The sequence below is a fragment of the Pantoea dispersa genome, from assembly GCF_035783935.1.
Classification (GTDB): domain Bacteria; phylum Pseudomonadota; class Gammaproteobacteria; order Enterobacterales; family Enterobacteriaceae; genus Pantoea; species Pantoea dispersa_C.
In genome coordinates, this window is the sequence record NZ_JALKOV010000006.1 from 115,447 (window position 1) to 134,095 (window position 18,649).

At 58.2% G+C, this 18,649-nt stretch carries 15 protein-coding genes; 11 read left to right on the forward strand and 4 right to left on the reverse strand.

Annotation, left to right across the window (positions count from 1 at the left end; all coding sequences use genetic code 11):
* Positions 1 to 29: 29 nt before the first annotated feature.
* The gene (gene speB / locus MXF20_RS13285) at positions 30 to 950 is read left to right on the forward strand and encodes an agmatinase (RefSeq protein WP_021506644.1); all 921 of its coding nucleotides are present in this window, start codon (positions 30 to 32) and stop codon (positions 948 to 950) included.
* A 363-nt stretch (positions 951 to 1,313) separates the two neighbouring features.
* On the opposite strand, the gene MXF20_RS13290 is transcribed toward speB, so the two are convergent.
* Positions 1,314 to 2,072 (reverse strand): M48 family metallopeptidase, encoded by a 759-nt coding sequence (locus MXF20_RS13290; protein WP_325969756.1) that lies wholly within the window; start codon positions 2,070 to 2,072, stop codon positions 1,314 to 1,316.
* A gap of 273 nt (positions 2,073 to 2,345) precedes the next feature.
* Here MXF20_RS13290 and tkt point away from each other — a divergent pair, with 273 nt between their 5' ends.
* The 6 genes from tkt to argO all read left to right on the forward strand — a co-directional run bounded on the left by tkt (position 2,346) and on the right by argO (position 9,971).
* On the forward strand, positions 2,346 to 4,337 hold the full coding sequence (tkt, locus tag MXF20_RS13295) for a transketolase (RefSeq protein WP_325969757.1): 1,992 nt from the start codon (positions 2,346 to 2,348) through the stop codon (positions 4,335 to 4,337).
* A gap of 398 nt (positions 4,338 to 4,735) precedes the next feature.
* Positions 4,736 to 5,755, forward strand: coding sequence for an erythrose-4-phosphate dehydrogenase (gene epd, locus MXF20_RS13300; RefSeq protein ID WP_325969758.1), 1,020 nt, complete (start codon positions 4,736 to 4,738; stop codon positions 5,753 to 5,755).
* 51 nt (positions 5,756 to 5,806) lie between these two features.
* The gene (pgk, locus tag MXF20_RS13305) at positions 5,807 to 6,970 is read left to right on the forward strand and encodes a phosphoglycerate kinase (RefSeq protein WP_021506648.1); all 1,164 of its coding nucleotides are present in this window, start codon (positions 5,807 to 5,809) and stop codon (positions 6,968 to 6,970) included.
* Between the two features lie 104 nt (positions 6,971 to 7,074).
* Positions 7,075 to 8,154, forward strand: a complete 1,080-nt coding sequence (gene fbaA / locus MXF20_RS13310) for a class II fructose-bisphosphate aldolase (protein ID WP_325969759.1) — start codon at positions 7,075 to 7,077, stop codon at positions 8,152 to 8,154.
* 188 nt (positions 8,155 to 8,342) lie between these two features.
* Positions 8,343 to 9,218 (forward strand): small-conductance mechanosensitive channel MscS, encoded by an 876-nt coding sequence (gene mscS, locus MXF20_RS13315; RefSeq protein ID WP_325969760.1) that lies wholly within the window; start codon positions 8,343 to 8,345, stop codon positions 9,216 to 9,218.
* A 129-nt stretch (positions 9,219 to 9,347) separates the two neighbouring features.
* Positions 9,348 to 9,971, forward strand: coding sequence for an arginine exporter ArgO (gene argO / locus MXF20_RS13320; protein WP_021506651.1), 624 nt, complete (start codon positions 9,348 to 9,350; stop codon positions 9,969 to 9,971).
* Here the strand turns inward: argO and MXF20_RS13325 are convergent.
* On the reverse strand, positions 9,950 to 12,226 hold the full coding sequence (locus MXF20_RS13325) for an FAD-dependent oxidoreductase (protein ID WP_418936854.1): 2,277 nt from the start codon (positions 12,224 to 12,226) through the stop codon (positions 9,950 to 9,952). The two genes, argO and MXF20_RS13325, sit on opposite strands and share 22 nt — an antisense overlap.
* 61 nt (positions 12,227 to 12,287) lie before the next feature.
* Between MXF20_RS13325 and MXF20_RS13330 the strand changes: the two genes are divergently transcribed.
* Positions 12,288 to 12,986 (forward strand): IclR family transcriptional regulator domain-containing protein, encoded by a 699-nt coding sequence (locus tag MXF20_RS13330; protein ID WP_325969762.1) that lies wholly within the window; start codon positions 12,288 to 12,290, stop codon positions 12,984 to 12,986.
* On the opposite strand, the gene MXF20_RS13335 is transcribed toward MXF20_RS13330, so the two are convergent.
* Positions 12,973 to 14,280: an MFS transporter gene (locus MXF20_RS13335; protein WP_325969763.1), complete on the reverse strand. Its 1,308-nt coding sequence runs from the start codon at positions 14,278 to 14,280 to the stop codon at positions 12,973 to 12,975. The genes MXF20_RS13330 and MXF20_RS13335 overlap by 14 nt on opposite strands.
* A gap of 219 nt (positions 14,281 to 14,499) precedes the next feature.
* On the opposite strand from MXF20_RS13335, the gene MXF20_RS13340 reads away from it, so the two are divergent.
* Positions 14,500 to 15,231, forward strand: coding sequence for an oxidative stress defense protein (locus MXF20_RS13340; RefSeq protein WP_150059333.1), 732 nt, complete (start codon positions 14,500 to 14,502; stop codon positions 15,229 to 15,231).
* Between the two features lie 126 nt (positions 15,232 to 15,357).
* Here MXF20_RS13340 and MXF20_RS13345 read toward each other — a convergent pair whose 3' ends face one another.
* A complete protein-coding gene (locus tag MXF20_RS13345) occupies positions 15,358 to 16,263 on the reverse strand; it encodes a LysR family transcriptional regulator ArgP (RefSeq protein ID WP_021506656.1) in 906 nt (301 codons plus the stop codon).
* Between the two features lie 182 nt (positions 16,264 to 16,445).
* Here MXF20_RS13345 and rpiA point away from each other — a divergent pair, with 182 nt between their 5' ends.
* Together rpiA and serA are read left to right on the forward strand one after the other, a co-directional pair.
* Complete coding sequence (gene rpiA, locus MXF20_RS13350; RefSeq protein WP_325969764.1) at positions 16,446 to 17,105, forward strand: ribose-5-phosphate isomerase RpiA; 660 nt, start codon at positions 16,446 to 16,448, stop codon at positions 17,103 to 17,105.
* A gap of 279 nt (positions 17,106 to 17,384) precedes the next feature.
* Positions 17,385 to 18,623 carry a phosphoglycerate dehydrogenase gene (gene serA, locus MXF20_RS13355; protein WP_021506658.1) on the forward strand — a complete coding sequence of 413 codons (1,239 nt, stop codon included), beginning with the start codon at positions 17,385 to 17,387 and terminating at the stop codon, positions 18,621 to 18,623.
* The last annotated feature ends 26 nt before the right edge of the window (positions 18,624 to 18,649 follow it).

Here is an 18,649-nt window from a genome sequence, read left to right on the forward strand (position 1 = left end):
ACCGATTTAAGGATTTAAGAGGACTCGTTATGTACAACACGCTGGGCAATCAGTACGACAACTCCCTGGTTTCAAACGCCTTCGGTTTCATGCGTTTTCCGCTGAACTTCCAGCCTTACGACAGCGACGCCGAGTGGGTGATTACCGGTGTGCCGTTTGATGCCGCGACGTCAGGCCGGCCGGGCAGCCGTTTAGGGCCGGGTGCGATCCGTCAGATCTCTACCAACCTGGCGTGGGAAGGCTGCCGCTGGCCGTGGGATTTCGATCTGCGTCAGCGCCTCAATGTGGTGGACTGCGGCGATCTGGTGTACGCCTTCGGCGATTCACAGGATCTATCCGACAAGCTGCAGGCGCACGCGGAAAAGCTGCTGGCGAACGGCAAGCGCATGCTGACTTTTGGCGGTGATCACTACGTCACGCTGCCGCTGCTGCGCGCGCACGCCAAACACTTCGGCAAGATGGCGCTGGTGCACTTTGATGCGCACACCGATACCTACTCCAACGGCCCGACTTTTGACCACGGCACCATGTTCTACACCGCGCCGCAGGAAGGGCTGATCGATCCGCAGCATTCGGTGCAGATTGGTATCCGTACCGAGTTCGATAAGAGCCTGGGCTTTAACGTGCTGGACGCCGCGCAGGTTAATGACCGCAGCGTGGATGACATCCTGGCCGAAGTGAAGCGCACCGTGGGCGATCTGCCGGTGTACCTGACGTTTGATATCGACTGCCTCGATCCGGCTCACGCGCCAGGCACCGGTACGCCCGTGATTGGTGGCCTGACCAGCGATAAAGCCACTAAGCTGATCCGCGGCCTGCAGGGCATGAACATTGTGGGGATGGATCTGGTGGAAGTGGCGCCGGGTTACGATCACGCCGACCTGACCTCACTGGCCGCTGCGACGCTGGCGCTGGATATGCTGCACGTGCAGGCGGCGAATAAAGGGTAAGCGGCGGAGCGGGCGGCTGCCCTCACCCTAACCCTCTCCCCCAGGAGAGGGAACCGATCGAGCGAGCGGTGAGAGCAGTACTGAAGTGCAGCTTCGCACGGACTGCTGCCTCTCTCGCGTGCAGGAGTGAAAACCGCTGCACGGACTGCTCCCTCTCCCGCGTGCGGGAGAGGGCTGGGGTGAGGGGAAGATCGGCGACGACTTACCATACGCCGCGATGCGGATGGTGGCCCTCACCCTGACCCTCTCCCCCAGGAGAGGGAACCGATCGAGCGGGCGGTGAGGACAGTACTGAAGTGCAACTTCGCACGGACTGCTCCCTCTCCCGCGTGCGGGAGAGGGCTGGGGTGAGGGGAAGATCGGCTACTGCTTACCATCCGCCGCAATGCGGTCGCGAATATGCTGCGCGCGTGACTCAGAGTCCGGATGCGAGTCAAACATCGAGCTCTGGCGGCCCTGATCCAGCTTCGCCAGCTTCTCGAAGCTGGTCGCCAGACCGAGCGGATTAATGCCGCGCTTCTTCAGCAGATCGTACGAATAGTCATCCGCCTGCGACTCCTGGGTCTGTGAGAACTGCGCGTTAACCAGTTTCTCGCCCATTTCGCCCAGCTGTGACTGCGACAGCGAACCAATTACGCCGCCCACCGACGCCGCAGCGTTGCGTGCCGCCGTGGTGGCGAAAGCCACCTGCATTGCTTTGCGCGTATGGCCGAGCGCCACGTGGCCCATCTCATGGCCGAGCACGCCTTCGACTTCGTTGTCGGTCATCATATCCATCAGACCGCTATAAACGCGGATGCAGCCGTTGGCCATCGCCCAGGCGTTAACGTCTTTGGTCAGGTAAACCTTGTAGTTGGCCGGCACGCCGTTGATGTTATCGCCCAGCGCGGCAGCGATTTTGTTCAGGCGCTGCTGATAGCTGCTGTTCGCCGGCGCCAGCTGGTTATCTTTATCCATTTGTGCACACGACTGATCGCTCAGCTCTTTAACCTGGGCATCGTTCAGTGAGTAAGCCTGAAACGCCTGCGCGCCAGACTGCAACAGTGCGTTGTTATCCATTCCTTCGCAGCCGCTCAGCAGCGAAACCATTCCCAGAGCTACAACCATGGCCCGGATTTTCATATCAGCATCCTTTGAGTAACAAGTAGAGAAAACAAACACCTGAAAAACCACGCAGGTGTTCAAACGCTTTGGTTATAGCGTGCCCGTGGCGGATTGGCTAGCAGACAGGCCCCGAATTGCAACCCGGAACCGCAGATTTAGCATCCTGATACATGTACTTTTGCCCCGATTTTCATGTACATTGATGTGCGACTTTTTTCTCGCTTCGCCTTATAACTCATTAATTACAATCAGTTAAGCGTGGCGGAGCATTAATCCGACCTGGAGTAGAAGATGCCCTCTCGTAAAGAGCTTGCCAACGCCATTCGCGCGTTAAGTATGGATGCAGTACAGAAAGCGAAATCGGGACATCCGGGTGCCCCAATGGGCATGGCCGATATCGCTGAAGTGCTGTGGCGTGATTTCCTGAACCACAATCCAACTAACCCGCTGTGGGCAGATCGCGACCGTTTCGTGCTGTCCAACGGCCACGGCTCGATGCTGATTTACAGCCTGCTACACCTCACCGGCTATGACCTGCCGATGAGCGAGCTGCAGAACTTCCGTCAGCTGCACTCTAAAACCCCAGGCCACCCGGAATACGGCTACACCCCAGGCGTGGAAACCACCACCGGCCCGCTGGGTCAGGGCATCGCGAACGCCGTAGGCTTCGCCATTGCTGAGCGCACGCTGGCGGCGCAGTTTAACCGTGCGGGCCACGACATCGTAGACCATCACACTTACGTGTTCATGGGCGACGGCTGCATGATGGAAGGCATCTCGCACGAAGTGTGCTCCATCGCCGGTACCCTGAAGCTCGGCAAGCTGGTGGCGTTCTATGACGACAACGGCATCTCAATCGACGGTCACGTGGATGGCTGGTTCACCGACGACACCGCCAAACGCTTCGAAGCGTACGGCTGGCACGTGGTGCGTGGCGTCGACGGTCACGATGCGGACGCGATCAAAAAAGCGGTGGAAGAAGCCAAAGCCGTTACCGACAAGCCATCACTGCTGATGTGCAAAACCATCATCGGTTTCGGTTCGCCGAACAAAGCCGGTACGCACGACTCGCACGGCGCGCCGCTGGGCGACGACGAAATCGCGCTGACCCGCAAACAGCTGGGCTGGAACCACGCGCCATTCGAAATCCCTTCTGACATCTACGCACAGTGGGATGCCAAAGAAGCCGGCCAGGCGAAAGAGAAAGCCTGGGACGAGAAGTTCGCCGCTTACGCCGCTGCACATCCGGAACTGGCCGCCGAGTTCAAACGCCGCGTGAACAATGAGCTGCCAGCCAACTGGCAGGCGGAATCGCAGAAGTTCATCGAGCAACTGCAGGCTAATCCGGCGAAAATCGCCAGCCGTAAAGCGTCGCAGAATGCCATCGAAGCTTTCGGTAAGCTGCTGCCGGAATATCTGGGCGGATCGGCTGACCTGGCACCAAGCAACCTGACCATGTGGTCCGGCTCGAAGCCAATCAATGAAGATGCCGCTGGCAACTACATTCATTACGGCGTGCGTGAGTTTGGTATGACCGCTATCGCCAACGGTATCGCGCTGCACGGTGGCTTCCTGCCATATACCGCGACCTTCCTGATGTTCGTCGAGTACGCCCGTAACGCGGCGCGCATGGCGGCGCTGATGAAAATCCGTCAGGTAATGGTTTATACCCACGACTCTATCGGTCTGGGTGAAGATGGCCCGACGCACCAGCCGGTTGAGCAGATGGCCAGCCTGCGCACCACCCCGAATATGAGCCTGTGGCGTCCGTGTGACCAGGTCGAGTCTGCGGTGGCGTGGAAATACGCTATTGAGCGCGTTGACGGCCCATCAGCCCTGATCTTCTCGCGTCAGAACCTGGCGCAGCAGGATCGTAGCGCTGAGCAGCTGGCTAACGTGGCGCGCGGTGGTTACGTGCTGAAAGATTGCGACGGCACGCCGGAGCTGATCCTGATCGCGACCGGTTCCGAAGTTGAACTGGCGGTCGGCGCTTACGAGCAGCTGAGCGCGGAAGGCCGTAAGGTGCGCGTAGTGTCTATGCCGTCTACCGATGCGTTCGACAAGCAGGACGCGGCTTACCGCGAAGCTGTACTGCCGAAAGCGGTTGGCGCGCGCGTAGCCATCGAAGCCGGCATCGCGGATTACTGGTTCAAGTACACCGGCCTGCACGGTGCCGTGGTAGGCATGACCACCTTCGGTGAGTCAGCACCGGCTGAGCAGCTGTTCGAAGAGTTCGGCTTCACCGTGGCCAACGTAGTGAAAACCGCGAAATCGATTCTGTAATTTCGCGTAACCCATCGCGCCGCTGCGTGTTGTAGCGGCGCGATTCATCGCGCAGTTCTGCTGCCATCTTCAGGCTTAACTAAGCGCAATAAATTGCGCCGCGACACCCATGTGCAGATTGGCGGACCTGTTATCACCTGAACCTGAAACGGTTCAATTATTCCTGCAGTAATAATTTTCATTGCCTGAATTTGTGACACAGATCCAATAATCAGCAGCACAGTTGATCGCAATCATTCCTGTTATTCCTTCCATGCTTTATTCTCGCTGAACCGTTTCAGTTGCAGCCGTGTGCTCTCCGTCAGCAACCGTAACCGGGCAAGAATTCCCTGTACAAAACGCAGCGAAACGCTCAAGGTATTTGGCACGTTTTTTCAGGTGTGGCTGCAGGAAGTGAGATGACCATTCGTATCGCAATAAATGGTTTTGGTCGTATCGGACGTAACGTGTTGCGTGCGCTGTATGAAACCGGTCGCCGGGCGGAAATCACCGTAGTGGCGATCAACGAACTGGCGGAAGCGACCGGCATGGCGCATCTGCTGAAGTACGATACCAGCCACGGCCGCTTTGCCTTTGACGTACGCCAGGAGCGCGATCAGTTGTGGGTCGGCGACGATACCATCCGTATCCTGCATCAGGCTGAGATTGCCGCGCTGCCGTGGCGCGAGCTTAATGTGGATATCGTGCTGGACTGCACCGGCGTGTACGGCAGCCGCGACGATGGTGAAGCACATCTGCAGGCTGGCGCAAAGAAAGTGTTGTTCTCGCATCCCGGCGGCAACGATTTGGATGCCACCGTAGTGTTCGGCGTTAACGAACAGGCTCTTAAACAAACTGACCGCATTGTCTCCAACGCATCCTGCACCACCAACTGCATTATTCCGGTGATCAAGCTGCTGGATGACGCCTTTGGCATTGAGTCGGGTACCGTGACCACCATCCACTCGGCGATGCACGATCAGCAGGTGATTGACGCCTATCACAGCGACCTGCGCCGTACCCGTGCCGCCAGCCAGTCGATCATTCCGGTCGATACGCGTCTTGCCGCTGGCATTACCCGTATTTTTCCGAAATTTAACGATCGCTTCGAGGCTATCGCGGTGCGCGTGCCGACGATCAACGTGACCGCCATTGATCTGAGCGTTTCGGTGCGCCAGGCGGTGAAGGCGTGTGAGGTCAACGCGTTGCTGCAAAACGCGTCAGAGGGGGCATTTCGTGGTATAGTTGACTATACGGAATTACCGTTAGTCTCAGTAGATTTTAACCACGATCCGCACAGTGCCATAGTGGACGGCACGCAAACGCGGGTCAGCGGTCATCACCTGATCAAAACCCTGGTCTGGTGTGACAACGAATGGGGCTTTGCTAACCGCATGATCGACACCACGTTAGCAATGGCCGCAAGCGGTTTCAGGTAAGACGCGGACTGCGTCTGGCAAAACTTATGAGAATCAACGAGAGGGTTCACCATGTCTGTAATTAAGATGACCGATCTGGATCTTGCTGGTAAACGCGTTCTGATCCGTGCCGATCTCAACGTACCAGTGAAAGAAGGGAAAGTGACGTCAGATGCACGTATTCGTGCTTCTCTGCCTACCATCGAAGCGGCGTTGAAACAGGGCGCGAAAGTGATGGTTACCTCTCACCTGGGTCGCCCGACCGAAGGTGAATACAACGAAGAGTTCTCCCTCCTGCCGGTTGTTAACTACCTGAAAGAAAAACTGAACGGCACTAACGTGACCCTGGCGAAAGACTACCTCGACGGCGTTGAAGTGGGCGCGGGCGAACTGGTGGTGCTGGAAAACGTTCGCTTTAACAAAGGCGAGAAAAAAGACGACGAAACCCTGTCGAAGAAATATGCCGCGCTGTGTGACGTGTTCGTCATGGATGCCTTCGGCACCGCGCACCGCGCACAGGCTTCAACCCACGGCGTGGGCAAATTCGCCCCTATCGCCTGTGCCGGTCCGCTGCTGTCAGCCGAGCTGGAAGCGCTGGGCAAAGTAATGAGCAACCCACAGCGTCCGCTGGTCGCCGTGGTCGGTGGCTCTAAAGTGTCGACCAAATTCGACGTGCTGCAGTCGCTGGTGAAAATTGCTGACACCGTGATTGTTGGTGGCGGTATCGCTAACACCTTCGTGGCGATCGACAACAACGTCGGCAAATCCCTGTACGAGCCAGACTTCGTGGAAGCCGCTAAAGGCCTGCGCGACCAGTACGGCATTCCGGTACCTACCGATTCACGGGTCGGCACGGAATTCTCCGAAACTGCCCCGGCAACCGTGAAAAAGGTTTCCGAGGTAGCGGATAACGAAGAAATTATGGACTTCGGTGACGAAACCGCACAGAACATGGCGAAGCTGCTGAAAGACGCAAAAACCATTCTGTGGAACGGTCCGGTTGGCGTGTTTGAGTTCCCGAACTTCCGTAAGGGCACCGAAATCGTGGCGAATGCGATCGCAGACAGCGACGCGTTCTCTGTCGCTGGCGGCGGTGATACCCTGGCGGCTATCGACCTGTTCGGTATCGAAGACAAAATTTCCTATATCTCTACCGGTGGCGGTGCGTTCCTCGAGTTCGTGGAAGGCAAAAAACTGCCAGCAGTTGCCATGCTGGAAGAGCGCGCGAAGCAGTAATTTTTGGGGGCGGCGCTTAGGCGCTGCCTGAAGGCTTGCCCGCTGTGGGCGAACAGATCGCATTCCCATTGGGGAGTGGACGATAAACGAAACAGGACACAACCATGTCTAAAATTTTTGATTTCGTAAAACCCGGCGTTGTCACTGGTGATGACGTTCAGAAAATCTTCAAAGTAGCGAAAGAAAACAAATTCGCTCTGCCAGCCGTTAACTGCGTCGGCACGGATTCCATCAACGCGGTACTGGAAGCTGCGGCTAAAGTTAAAGCGCCGGTCATCGTTCAGTTCTCCAACGGTGGTGCTGCCTTCATCGCCGGTAAAGGTTTTAAAACCGACAAACCACAGGGCGCTGCGATTTTCGGCGCAATCGCTGGTGCACACCATGTGCATCTGATGGCTGAACAGTACGGCGTGCCAGTAATCCTGCACACTGACCACTGTGCGAAGAAGCTGTTGCCGTGGATCGACGGCCTGCTGGATGCTGGCGAAGAGCACTTCAAGAAAACCGGTAAGCCACTGTTCTCTTCTCACATGATCGACCTGTCTGAAGAGTCACTGGAAGAGAACATCGAGATTTCTTCTAAATATCTGGCGCGCATGGCGAAACTGGATATGACGCTGGAAATCGAACTGGGTTGCACCGGTGGTGAAGAAGATGGCGTGGACAACAGCCACATGGACGCTTCTGCACTGTACACTCAGCCAGAAGACGTGGATTACGCTTACACCGAGCTGAGCAAAATCAGCCCGCGTTTCACCATCGCCGCATCTTTCGGTAACGTGCACGGCGTGTACAAGCCAGGTAACGTGAAACTGACCCCAACCATTCTGCGTGATTCGCAGAAATACGTTGCCGAGAAACACGGTCTGCCGCACAACGCGCTGGACTTCGTGTTCCACGGCGGCTCCGGTTCTTCTGCTGCAGAAATCGAAGAGTCTATCAGCTACGGCGTGATCAAGATGAACATCGATACCGATACCCAGTGGGCAACCTGGGACGGCATCCTGCAGTACTACAAAACCAACGAAGCGTACCTGCAGGGTCAGCTTGGCAACCCGAACGGTGCTGACAGCCCGAACAAAAAATACTACGACCCACGCGTCTGGCTGCGTGCGGCACAGTCTTCCATGGTTGTGCGCTTAGAGCAGGCTTTCAAAGAGCTGAACGCTGTCGACGTACTGTAATTTTTGCTTACCGTACAAAAAAGGCCCGAAAGGGCCTTTTTTTATGCGTCCCGTCTGGAAATCCCGGTTTATCCAGCACATTTTTGGCGCTTCGCCCCATTATTGTTTACCCTTGTACTCGGGAGTGTCGGATTGAATCTGGCAGTTTTTGTACTTTCCTGCGGGAAACTCAACAACAGGGCTAACAAATGGAAGATTTAAACGTCGTTGACGGCATTAACACTGCAGGTGGCTGGCTGGTGCGCAACCAGGCGCTGATCCTCAGCTATGCGGTGAACATCGTGGCGGCCATCGCCATCATTATCGTCGGCATGATTATCGCGCGCGTGGTATCAAACGGCGTCAATCGCCTGCTGGTGGCGCGTCACATTGACGCCACCGTAGCTGATTTCCTCTCGGCGCTGGTGCGCTACGGTATCATTGCTTTCACCATTATTGCCGCGCTGGGTCGCGTCGGCGTGCAGACTGCCTCGGTGATTGCGGTGCTCGGTGCTGCCGGTCTGGCCGTCGGTCTGGCGCTGCAGGGATCGCTCTCCAACCTCGCGGCAGGCGTGCTGCTGGTGACCTTCCGTCCATTCCGCACCGGTGAGTTCGTCGATCTCGGCGGCGTGATGGGCACGGTACAGAATGTGCAGATCTTCTCGACCACGCTGAAAACCGCTGACGGCAAAATCGTCGTGGTGCCAAACGGCAAAATCATCGCCGGCAACATCGTCAACTTCTCGCGCGAGCCGATGCGCCGCAACGAGTTCATCATTGGTGTCGCCTATGATGCGGATGTCGATCAGGTGATCGCACTGCTGCGTGACGTGGTGGAAGCGGACGAGCGCGTGCTGAAAGACATGGGTATCCAGATTGGCCTTAACGAACTGGCGGCCTCGTCGCTGAACTTTGTGGTGCGCTGCTGGAGCAAAAGCGGTGACCTGCAGAACGTCTACTGGGATCTGATGAAGAACTTTAAGCGCACGCTGGATGCGCACGGTATCGGCATTCCTTATCCGCAGATGGACGTGCACCTGCACCAGGTGCAGAGCGAAGCGCAGCAGCCTGCGCGCAGCGAGTAAGTTATCAGGGCACCTGCGGGTGCCCTTATTTTATCAGTTCTGCTAATGACCGATTAATTCTTTCCATTTCCGCTAATATCCGCGCCTCACTATACTGCACAGCAACACCACTTTCTCAGGAACTCTTTTGTGTTATCTGTTTACTTACAAGGGCTTGCTCTTGGCGCTGCGCTGATCCTGCCGTTAGGCCCGCAGAACGCCTTCGTCCTGAACCAGGGCATTAAGCGCCACTACCATTTGATGACCGCGTCGCTGTGCACACTGAGCGACATTGCGCTGATCTGCGGCGGAATATTTGGCGGCAGCGCGCTACTGCAGCAGTCGCCGGTTTTGCTGATGCTGATCACCTGGGCTGGCGTGGCGTTTCTGCTGTGGTACGGCTGGGGCGCGCTGCGCAGTGCCTGGCAGGGCGATGTCACGCTGGCGTCAGAGGCGGCGCTGAAGCAGGGGCGCTGGCGCATTGTCGCCACTATGCTGGCGGTGACCTGGCTCAATCCGCATGTCTATCTCGACACTTTTGTGGTGCTCGGCAGTCTCGGCAGCCAGCTGCCGTCGGCGGAGGCGCGCCGCTGGTTCGCTTTCGGCACCGCCAGCGCCTCGCTGCTGTGGTTTTTTGGCCTCGCGCTGCTGGCCGCCTGGCTGTCGCCGCGCCTCCGCACCGTGCGCGCACAGCGCATCATTAATCTGCTGGTGGGCGGCGTGATGTGGTTTATCGCCCTGCAGCTGGCGCGTCAGGGCATCGCCGGCTGGTGATGCACATGCAGTCCATACAGCGCGGGCAGGGCGCCTGCGCTGGCCAGCAGCTCCAGCCGAATCTGGCGGAACGTGTTATCCGGGGGCAGCGCATGATGGCACAGCGAGTGATGATTATCGCTGACGTCGGCCAGCAGCGTGTCATCCAGCCACAGGCGATAATGGGTGGTACAGTGCGGCGTCACCGCCTGCGCATGGCCCATCTGCACCGTTTCCATCGCATGATCGAAATCGTTATCGAACAGCAACGTAATCTGGCTGGCGCGCTGCGCGTCCGGCCACTGCCAGCACACCCACGGCTGGCGATCGTCCGCCGCTGGCAGCCAGCCGTTGGTGTGGCTTTCCGGTCGCAATTTACCGTTGAGCAAATAGTCGCAATGCCACAGCCGCAGCGGCGTCGCCAGACTAAACGCGATCAGGATCTGATGAGGCGCGCGGCGCGGTAGCCAGAAATCAAACTCATCCACGCCGTAATCGCCGTCGTTTATTTGCCGGGTGCGTTTCGCGACGCGCGGATTGAGGCTGTTGAACACCATCATGATGCCTGGCAGGCGCTGGCGGGTGAGCGCTACTTCAATCGCCGGATTTTCTTCAAAGGCGATAAACAGGTAGCGATCGCACTCCGCACGGTAGTCAAACGGCAGCGAATACGCCTCTTCCCCGCCAATCTGCAAACTGTGCGTGGCCAGCAGCCGATCGCCGCAGGTGTTGGCCGGATTTTCGCTGGTCAGCAGTGACACCTGCAGCGTCTGGGCTGAGGCTGCCCGCAGCCGCACCGTCAGCGCTGGCAGCTGTTCTCCGGCTTTGAGTGGCAGCAGCAGGGCGCAGCGTGAGGTGAGGGCGTGCCAGCCGCCATCTGCAGGCAGAGCGCGCAGCGCGAAGGTGCTGCTGGCGCTGACCTGAGCGGCACCGGCCGGATGCGCCAGCGGCTGACGCGGAATGAACGCGCCGTGGCGCAGCAGCTGTTGCTGCAGCTGACCAATATGCTCCGGCTGCGCCAGCTGACGCGGAGTCTGGTTATGCTGCTGGCACAGCGCTGCCGCGCGGCCCACCACTTCGCCCAGCACGCCACAGGTACACATTACGCGCGCGCTGCCAAAGGCAACATGCGTGGCGGAGATGAGCCGACCGGTCAGCAGCAGATTATCCAGCGACTGGCTGTACAGCGCGCGGAATGGAATGGTGTAAGTGCCTTTGCTGTGGAACTGGCGACAGCCATCGTGAGCGCTGTAGACGCCGTCGGCCGGATGCAGATCAATTGACCAGCCGCCGTAGGCCACCGCATCATAGTGATCGCGCTGCGCGATGATATCCTGCTGACACAGCAGGGTGTCGCCGAGAAAGCGGCGGCTCTCGCGTTTGCCGGGAATCAGCCCAACCCATTCAATGGTCAGCGTGTCGGCATCGTCGAATTCGCCGGAATTTTTGATGTAATCCCACACGCCCCAGACAATCTTCCACAGCTCCCACTTGATGGTTTCGCTTTCGTGCACGGTGTCCAGCCGTCCGCCCCATTCGAGCCACCACAGATCGCAGCCGTTGAGATCGGAACTCAGGCGTTTATAACGCGGGATCGCGGTGATCTCTTTCAGCGCGAAGGAGGGCGGCACAAAGCGCACCGGCTGCGCGCTGCGTTTGGTATAGAAGTAGATTGAGTGGCCGAGCTTGTGACCAAACTGCTCGCCCGGCGCCATTTTTTCACCGAACTCCTGCGGTGATTCTGCGCCCACGCGGTGCGCTGCGCCGGCCAGATAGCCGAGCACGCCATCGCCGCTGGCATCAATGAACTGGTCGGCCGTCACGCGATAATGCGTCTGATTGATGGCGTTGAAGGCCTGAACTGCCTGCAGGCGCTGCGCGGATTTTTCAATGTCGCTGACCACGGTGTTGAGCAGCAGCGTCAGACGCGGCTGCGCCTGCACGATGTCCAGCAGCACCATGTCGAACAGCACCGGATTGCCCTCTTTATTGCGCCACAGATTCTCCTCCATGATCTCGCCCATGATGCCGCCTTCACGCGCCCAGCGGTTATTATTGCCCATGTGCGACGTCGCGCCGTTGGCCCACAGCCGTACTTCGCTGGAGGCGTTACCGCCGAGCACCGGACGATCCTGAATCAGCACCACCTGCTGGCCTTCACGCGCCGCCGCCAGCGCGGCGCACACGCCAGCCAGACCGCCACCGGCGACCAGCACATCGGCGTGCAGTGACTGCAGCGGAAAGCTGCGCGCGGCCTGAGAAGAGAAAGTTTGCATCATGAGGTTACTCCTGCCTGAAGGCTGCTAAGATTGAGTTTTTACCGTCACAAGGTGATTTATGTCTTCGCAACCCAACCAGAGCCTGATTGACGGAATTCGCTGCCTGCAATATCTGGTATCCAGTGATAAAGCGGTCGGCGGCCGCGAACTGGCGCGCCAGATGGGGATGAACAGCACGCGGGTAAACCGCCTGCTGATGACCATGGCGTCCATCGGCCTGACGATTCAGGATGAGCACCGGCGCTATTTGCCGGGCCCGGGCATTCATGCGCTGGCGGCACAGGCGATCCGCGGTTCGTCGCTGTTTGCTTCGGCACTGCCGCAGCTGGAAGCGCATGCGCCACGCGACATCGTGGTGGCGCTCGGTGTGCTGTGGGAAGACCAGGTGATCTACATCTGGCACTCGGAGCCCGGTGAGCGCACCAGTACCAGCCAGGCGCTGGCCGGTTTCCGCATGCTGCCGGCGTGGCAGTCGGTGATTGGCGTCGCGCTGCTGGCGGCGGAAAGTGATGAGGTGCTGCGGCCGCGTTTCACTGACGAACAGTGGACGCAGATTGCCCCGCTGCTGGCGCAGAAGCGGGCGCAGGATTATCTGATGTGGCATCGCGAGGACGGTGAAATCAGCATGGCGCAGCCGATCAATAACAATCGCGCGGCGCTGGCTTTCGCCAAAATCTGGCAGGCCGATGAGGACCAGCTGGCGCAGCGTCTGCAACAGCTGCGCGCGCTGGCGAAACGGCTTATCAGCGCGCGCTGACATGATCGATCTTACCGACAATAAACAGATAGCTGCAGATACCGATGGCGGCCAGCACGGCGATAAAGGCCAGCGCCGGCGCGAAGTTGCTGCCATCAATCAGAGCCCCGATGGCGATGGGCACCACGATGGATGACAGCGCGCCGGTAAAGTTAAATACGCCGCCGGCCAGACCAATCAGATGGCGTGGCGCCAGCGCGGTAACAAACACCCAGGTGATGGTCGCCAGGCCATTGCCAAAAAACGCCAGCGACATGAACAGGATGATCAGCCGCGAATCTTCGGTGTAGTTGGCGCCAAGAATGAACAGCGTGAGAAACAGGCCAAGGATCACCGGCAGCTTGCGCGCCACGCTGGCTGACACGCCGCGCCGGATCATCCGGTCCGAGGCAAAGCCGGCCAGCAGCACGCCACAAAACGCCGCGAAGTAGGGCAGCGACGCCACGTAGCCGCTCTTAATGAAGTCCATGTGGCGATATTCCACCAGATAGGTGGGAAACCAGGTAAGGAAAAACCAGAAGGTCGCCGAGATGGTGAACTGGCCGATATAGATGCCGACCAGCTTGCGGCTGCGAAACATTTGCGCCAGATCGGCCCAGCGCGCGCGCGGCGGCTGGCTGCCGTGACGATTTTCCAGCAGTGCACCGTTATCACGCAGATAGTTCAGTTCAGCCTGAGAGACGCCTTTGTGCTGGTTCGGCTCGCGATACAGCAGATACCACACCAGCGCCCATATCATGCCCGCCACGCCGGTAATCAGAAACAGCCCGCGCCAGCCAAATGCAGCCTGCACGTGAAACAGCAGCGGCGTCATACAGGCGAGGCCAACAAACTGCGCAGATGAGTAGATGCCAATCGCGCTGGCCCGTTCCTGCTCCGGGAACCAGCTGGAGATCACCCGATTGTTAGCCGGCATCACCGGCGCTTCGAAAGCGCCCACGCCGAGGCGCAGACCGAACAGCGCGCCGAAGCTGCTGGCCAGGGCGTGCAGCGCGGTGATCAGCGACCAGGCGAACAGGCCAGCGCCATACACCAGCCGCGCGCCAAGACGATCGATCAGGAATCCGCCAGGAATCTGCAGCGCCGCATAGATCCAGCCAAACGCCGAGAAAATCAGCCCCATTTCCAGCGGCGTGAAGCGCAGTTCACCGGCCATCTGCGTGGCGGCCACCGACAGGTTGGTGCGATCCATGTAGTTAATGATGATGTTAATAAACACCAGTGCCAGCATCATAAAGCGCGTGCGTCCGGCCCGCACGCTGACGGCGCTTTGGCTAAGTGGTTGTTCTGTCATACTGCAACTCTCCCGAAGGTCAGAAGTGTTTCTTTAATAGAAACACGAGCAGGGCTTTTCAGCGAATCTGTGCAGATAAATTTGCGATCGCGGATACGTTAAACCTGAGCGAAGCCGAACTTTTTGCTAATTTCAAACTCAGACCATCACGCATAGTAATGTGTTTTGGGTTTCGCCATAGTGGCGACCTGCAAATTGAACCCTTCAAGGAGGACTTTCGTGAAACTGAAAGCACTGGCGCTGGCCGCCGTAATGAGCACGGGCGCACTGTCCGGTCTGGTCCAGGCGGGAGAAGTGCCAAACGGACCGCACGTGGTGACATCAGGACAGGCCAGCGTGGATGCCCGTCCGGATATGGCTACACTCTCCATCGTGGTGAATGTTTCGTCGAAAGACGCGGCGGATGCAAAGAAACAGGCTGACGACCGCGTGGCGCAATATTTTGATTTTCTGCAAAAGAACGGCATCGAGAAGAAAGATATTGATGCGGCTAACCTCAGCACTCAGCCGGAGTATGATTACACCAAAGAGGGTAAATCGGTGCTGAAAGGCTACCGTGCGGTGCGTCAGGTAGAAGTCACGCTGCGCCAGCTGGACAAGCTGAATGAGCTGCTGGACGGTGCGCTGAAATCGGGCCTGAATGAGATCCGTTCGGTTGAGCTGGGCGTGGCTAATGCGGACAGCTATAAAGATCAGGCGCGCAAAGCAGCAATTGCCAATGCTACGCAGCAGGCGAACGCCCTGGCCGAAGGCTTCAACGCCAAACTGGGCCCGGTATACAGCATTCGCTACCACGTAGCTAACTACCAGCCGATGCCAATGGCGCGCATGTACAAAGCGGCTGGTGCCGCGGCGGACACCACCGCGCAGCAGACCTACGAGCAGCAGAGCATCCATTTTGACGATCAGGTGGATGTGGTCTTCGAAATCAAACCGAATACGGCGCAGTAATCACAAGCTGTTAGCGTTTGCTGGTCGCCATAAATGGCGACCCTACGTGAACCACAATTGTTTACTGTAGGGTGCGTATTTATGCGCACCAGGAAAAATGATGAACATACAGCCTGAAGATGTGGATCAGGCCGCAACCTCATCCTGGCGCAGTACGCGGTGGCCGTGGGCAATCAGCGCATCGGTCACGCTGCGCATCAGACGGCTCTCCGGCGCGAAGCGGTGCCAGTACAGCATCCGGCGCTGATACAGACCCGGCGTCAAATCAACCAGCTCTCCCTGCGCCAGCTCGCGCTCAATCTGCAGATGCGGAATCATACAGCACACCGACCCCTGACGCGCCAGCTGCACAAAGGCCTCTGACGAGTTCACGATGTGGCACGGCACGCTGCCTGGCGATAAATCAAAGTTCTGCTGCAAAAAGGCCTGATGCATATCGTCGAGGTGATCGAACGCCACCGCCGGGGCTTTGAGCAGCGCCGAACGCGTCACGCCATTGGGGAAATAGCGCGCGGCGAACTCTGGCGAGGCGCAGAACAGATAGTCCAGCGCACCCAGCTGATCCACCAGACAGCTGGGCAGCGGCTGCGGCTGGATACTCACTGCGCCCACCACTTCGCCACGCCGCAAACGCTCCTGCGTGCGGGTTTCATCTTCCACCTGCAGATTCAGGCGCACCGGCGAGTCGGCCAGCACATCTTTCAGCGCCGGCAGCAGCCAGGTGGCGAGACTGTCGGCGTTCACTGCCAGCGACAGCAGCAGCGGCGTAGTGCCGCCGTTATCATCACCCAGCCACTCTTCTTCCAGCAGCTCAACCTGATGCAGCAGCGCCAGCAATTTTTGTCCCTGTTCGGTCGGGCGCGGCGGCACGGTGCGCACCAGCAGCGGCTGACCAAATAAATTTTCCAGCTGTTTAATGCGCTGCGACACTGCAGACTGCGTGATGCAGAGTTTCTGGGCAGCGCGCTCAAAGCCGCGTTCGCGAATCACAGCATCCAGCGCCTGAAGCGTTCGATAATCCGGGCGTTTCATTGTTTTTCTCTCTCGTTCAGGGTGGAAACTACTATGCCATAAAATGGCAAATCTGTGCGGTCGCCGCGTTTTTGCGGGCTGGCTTCCAAAGGCTTACATTCAACGCCGGTCAGCCGCGCTTTTTGACAGCGCCTTGTTTTATACTACGCGCACTTCGATGTCGCACAGGTTTTAAACATACCATGACCCAGGATGAACTGAAAAAAGCGGTAGGTTGGGCAGCGCTGCAGTACGTGCAGCCAGGCACCATTGTTGGCGTAGGCACCGGTTCTACGGCGGCGCACTTCATTGACGCGCTCGGCACGATCAGGAATCAGATCGAGGGCGCGGTCTCCAGTTCGGAAGCCTCCACCGAAAAGCTCAAATCGCTGGGCATTCCGGTGTTCGATCTCAACAACGTGGATGCGCTGTCGGTGTATGTCGACGGTGCCGATGAGATCAACCCGCAGATGCAGATGATCAAAGGCGGCGGCGCGGCGCTGACGCGTGAGAAAATTGTCGCGGCGGTGGCGCAGAAATTTATCTGCATCGCTGATGCGTCCAAGCAGGTCGACGTGCTGGGCAATTTCCCGTTACCGGTGGAAGTGATTCCGATGGCGCGCGCCTATGTGGCGCGGGAGCTGGTCAAGCTCGGTGGCCTGCCGGAGTATCGCCAGCACGTGGTCACCGACAACGGCAACATTATTCTCGACGTACATAATCTGCGCATCCTTGACCCGATTGCGCTGGAAAAAACCATTAATGCGCTGCCGGGTGTCGTCACCGTGGGGCTGTTTGCCACACGCGGGGCGGATATCGCGCTGATTGGCACGCCGGACGGCGTGAAAACCATCACCAATTGATCTCACCGGCGCGCCGCCAGCGCCGGTTATTTCCATGCGCAAAACATCTTTTCTTGCTGCAGTGAAATTTGGTGACTTATGTCACAAATGATTCATCAACAGCAGGTTCGTACTTTGCGCTCACGCCATCTCACGATTTTGTGTGGATTTGTGTTGTCTGCACGTGGGCGCGTGCTGGCGTGCAGGCAATCGTTTGTATTGCCGCGCCGGAAAATTTTGATATTTTGACAGAAGGCTACCTTATGGTAGTCCTCGTTGAATTCTGAATAGGGTCGGGAAATGGCAAAGGTATCACTGGAAAAAGACAAGATTAAGTTCCTGCTGGTGGAAGGCGTTCACCAGAGCGCGCTGGATAATCTGCGCGCCGCAGGTTACACCAACATCGAGTTCCACAAAGGCGCACTGGATGCTGAGACGCTGAAGTCCTCCATCCGCGATGCCCACTTCATTGGTATCCGTTCCCGTACCCAACTGACCGAAGAGATCTTCGCGGCGGCTGAAAAGCTGGTGGCGGTTGGTTGCTTCTGTATTGGTACTAACCAGGTTGATCTCAGCGCAGCAGCAAAGCGCGGCGTGCCGGTATTCAACGCCCCGTTCTCTAACACCCGTTCGGTTGCCGAACTGGTGATCGGCGAAATGCTGCTGATGCTGCGCGGTATTCCGGAAGCCAACGCCAAAGCACACCGTGGCATCTGGAATAAAATCGCCACCGGTTCGTACGAAGCGCGCGGGAAAAAGCTCGGCATCATTGGCTACGGTCATATTGGTATGCAGCTTGGCGTGCTGGCAGAAAGCCTTGGCATGCACGTGTTCTTTTACGATATCGAAAACAAGCTGCCGCTGGGCAATGCCACCCAAGTGCGCCACCTCTCTGACCTGCTCAATATGAGCGACGTGGTCAGCCTGCACGTACCGGAAACGCCGTCCACGCAGAATATGATCGGCAGCGAAGAGCTGGCGCTGATGAAGCCAGGTGCGCTGCTGATCAACGCCGCACGCGGTACGGTGATTGACATCCCGGCACTGTGCAATGCGCTGGCCAGCAAGCACCTTGCCGGTGCCGCTATCGACGTCTTCCCGGTTGAACCGGCGACCAACAGCGATCCGTTCAATTCGCCGCTGTGCGAATTCGACAACGTGATCCTGACGCCGCACATCGGCGGATCCACCCAGGAAGCGCAGGAGAACATCGGTCTGGAAGTGTCTGGCAAGCTGGCCAAGTACTCTGACAACGGCTCGACGCTCTCTGCGGTTAACTTCCCGGAAGTGTCGCTGCCAATGCACGCCGCCAGCGCCAGCCGTCTGCTGCACATCCATGAAAACCGTCCGGGCGTGCTGACTGCCATCAACCAGATTTTTGCCGAGCAGGGCATCAACATTGCCGCCCAGTATCTGCAAACCTCGCCAGTGATGGGTTATGTGGTCATCGACATTGATGCCGAAGAGGATGTGGCGGAGAAAGCGCTGCAGCTGATGAAGGCCATCCCGGGCACCATGCGCGCCCGTCTGCTGTACTGATGATGCAGGGCGCCGCTGGGCGCCCT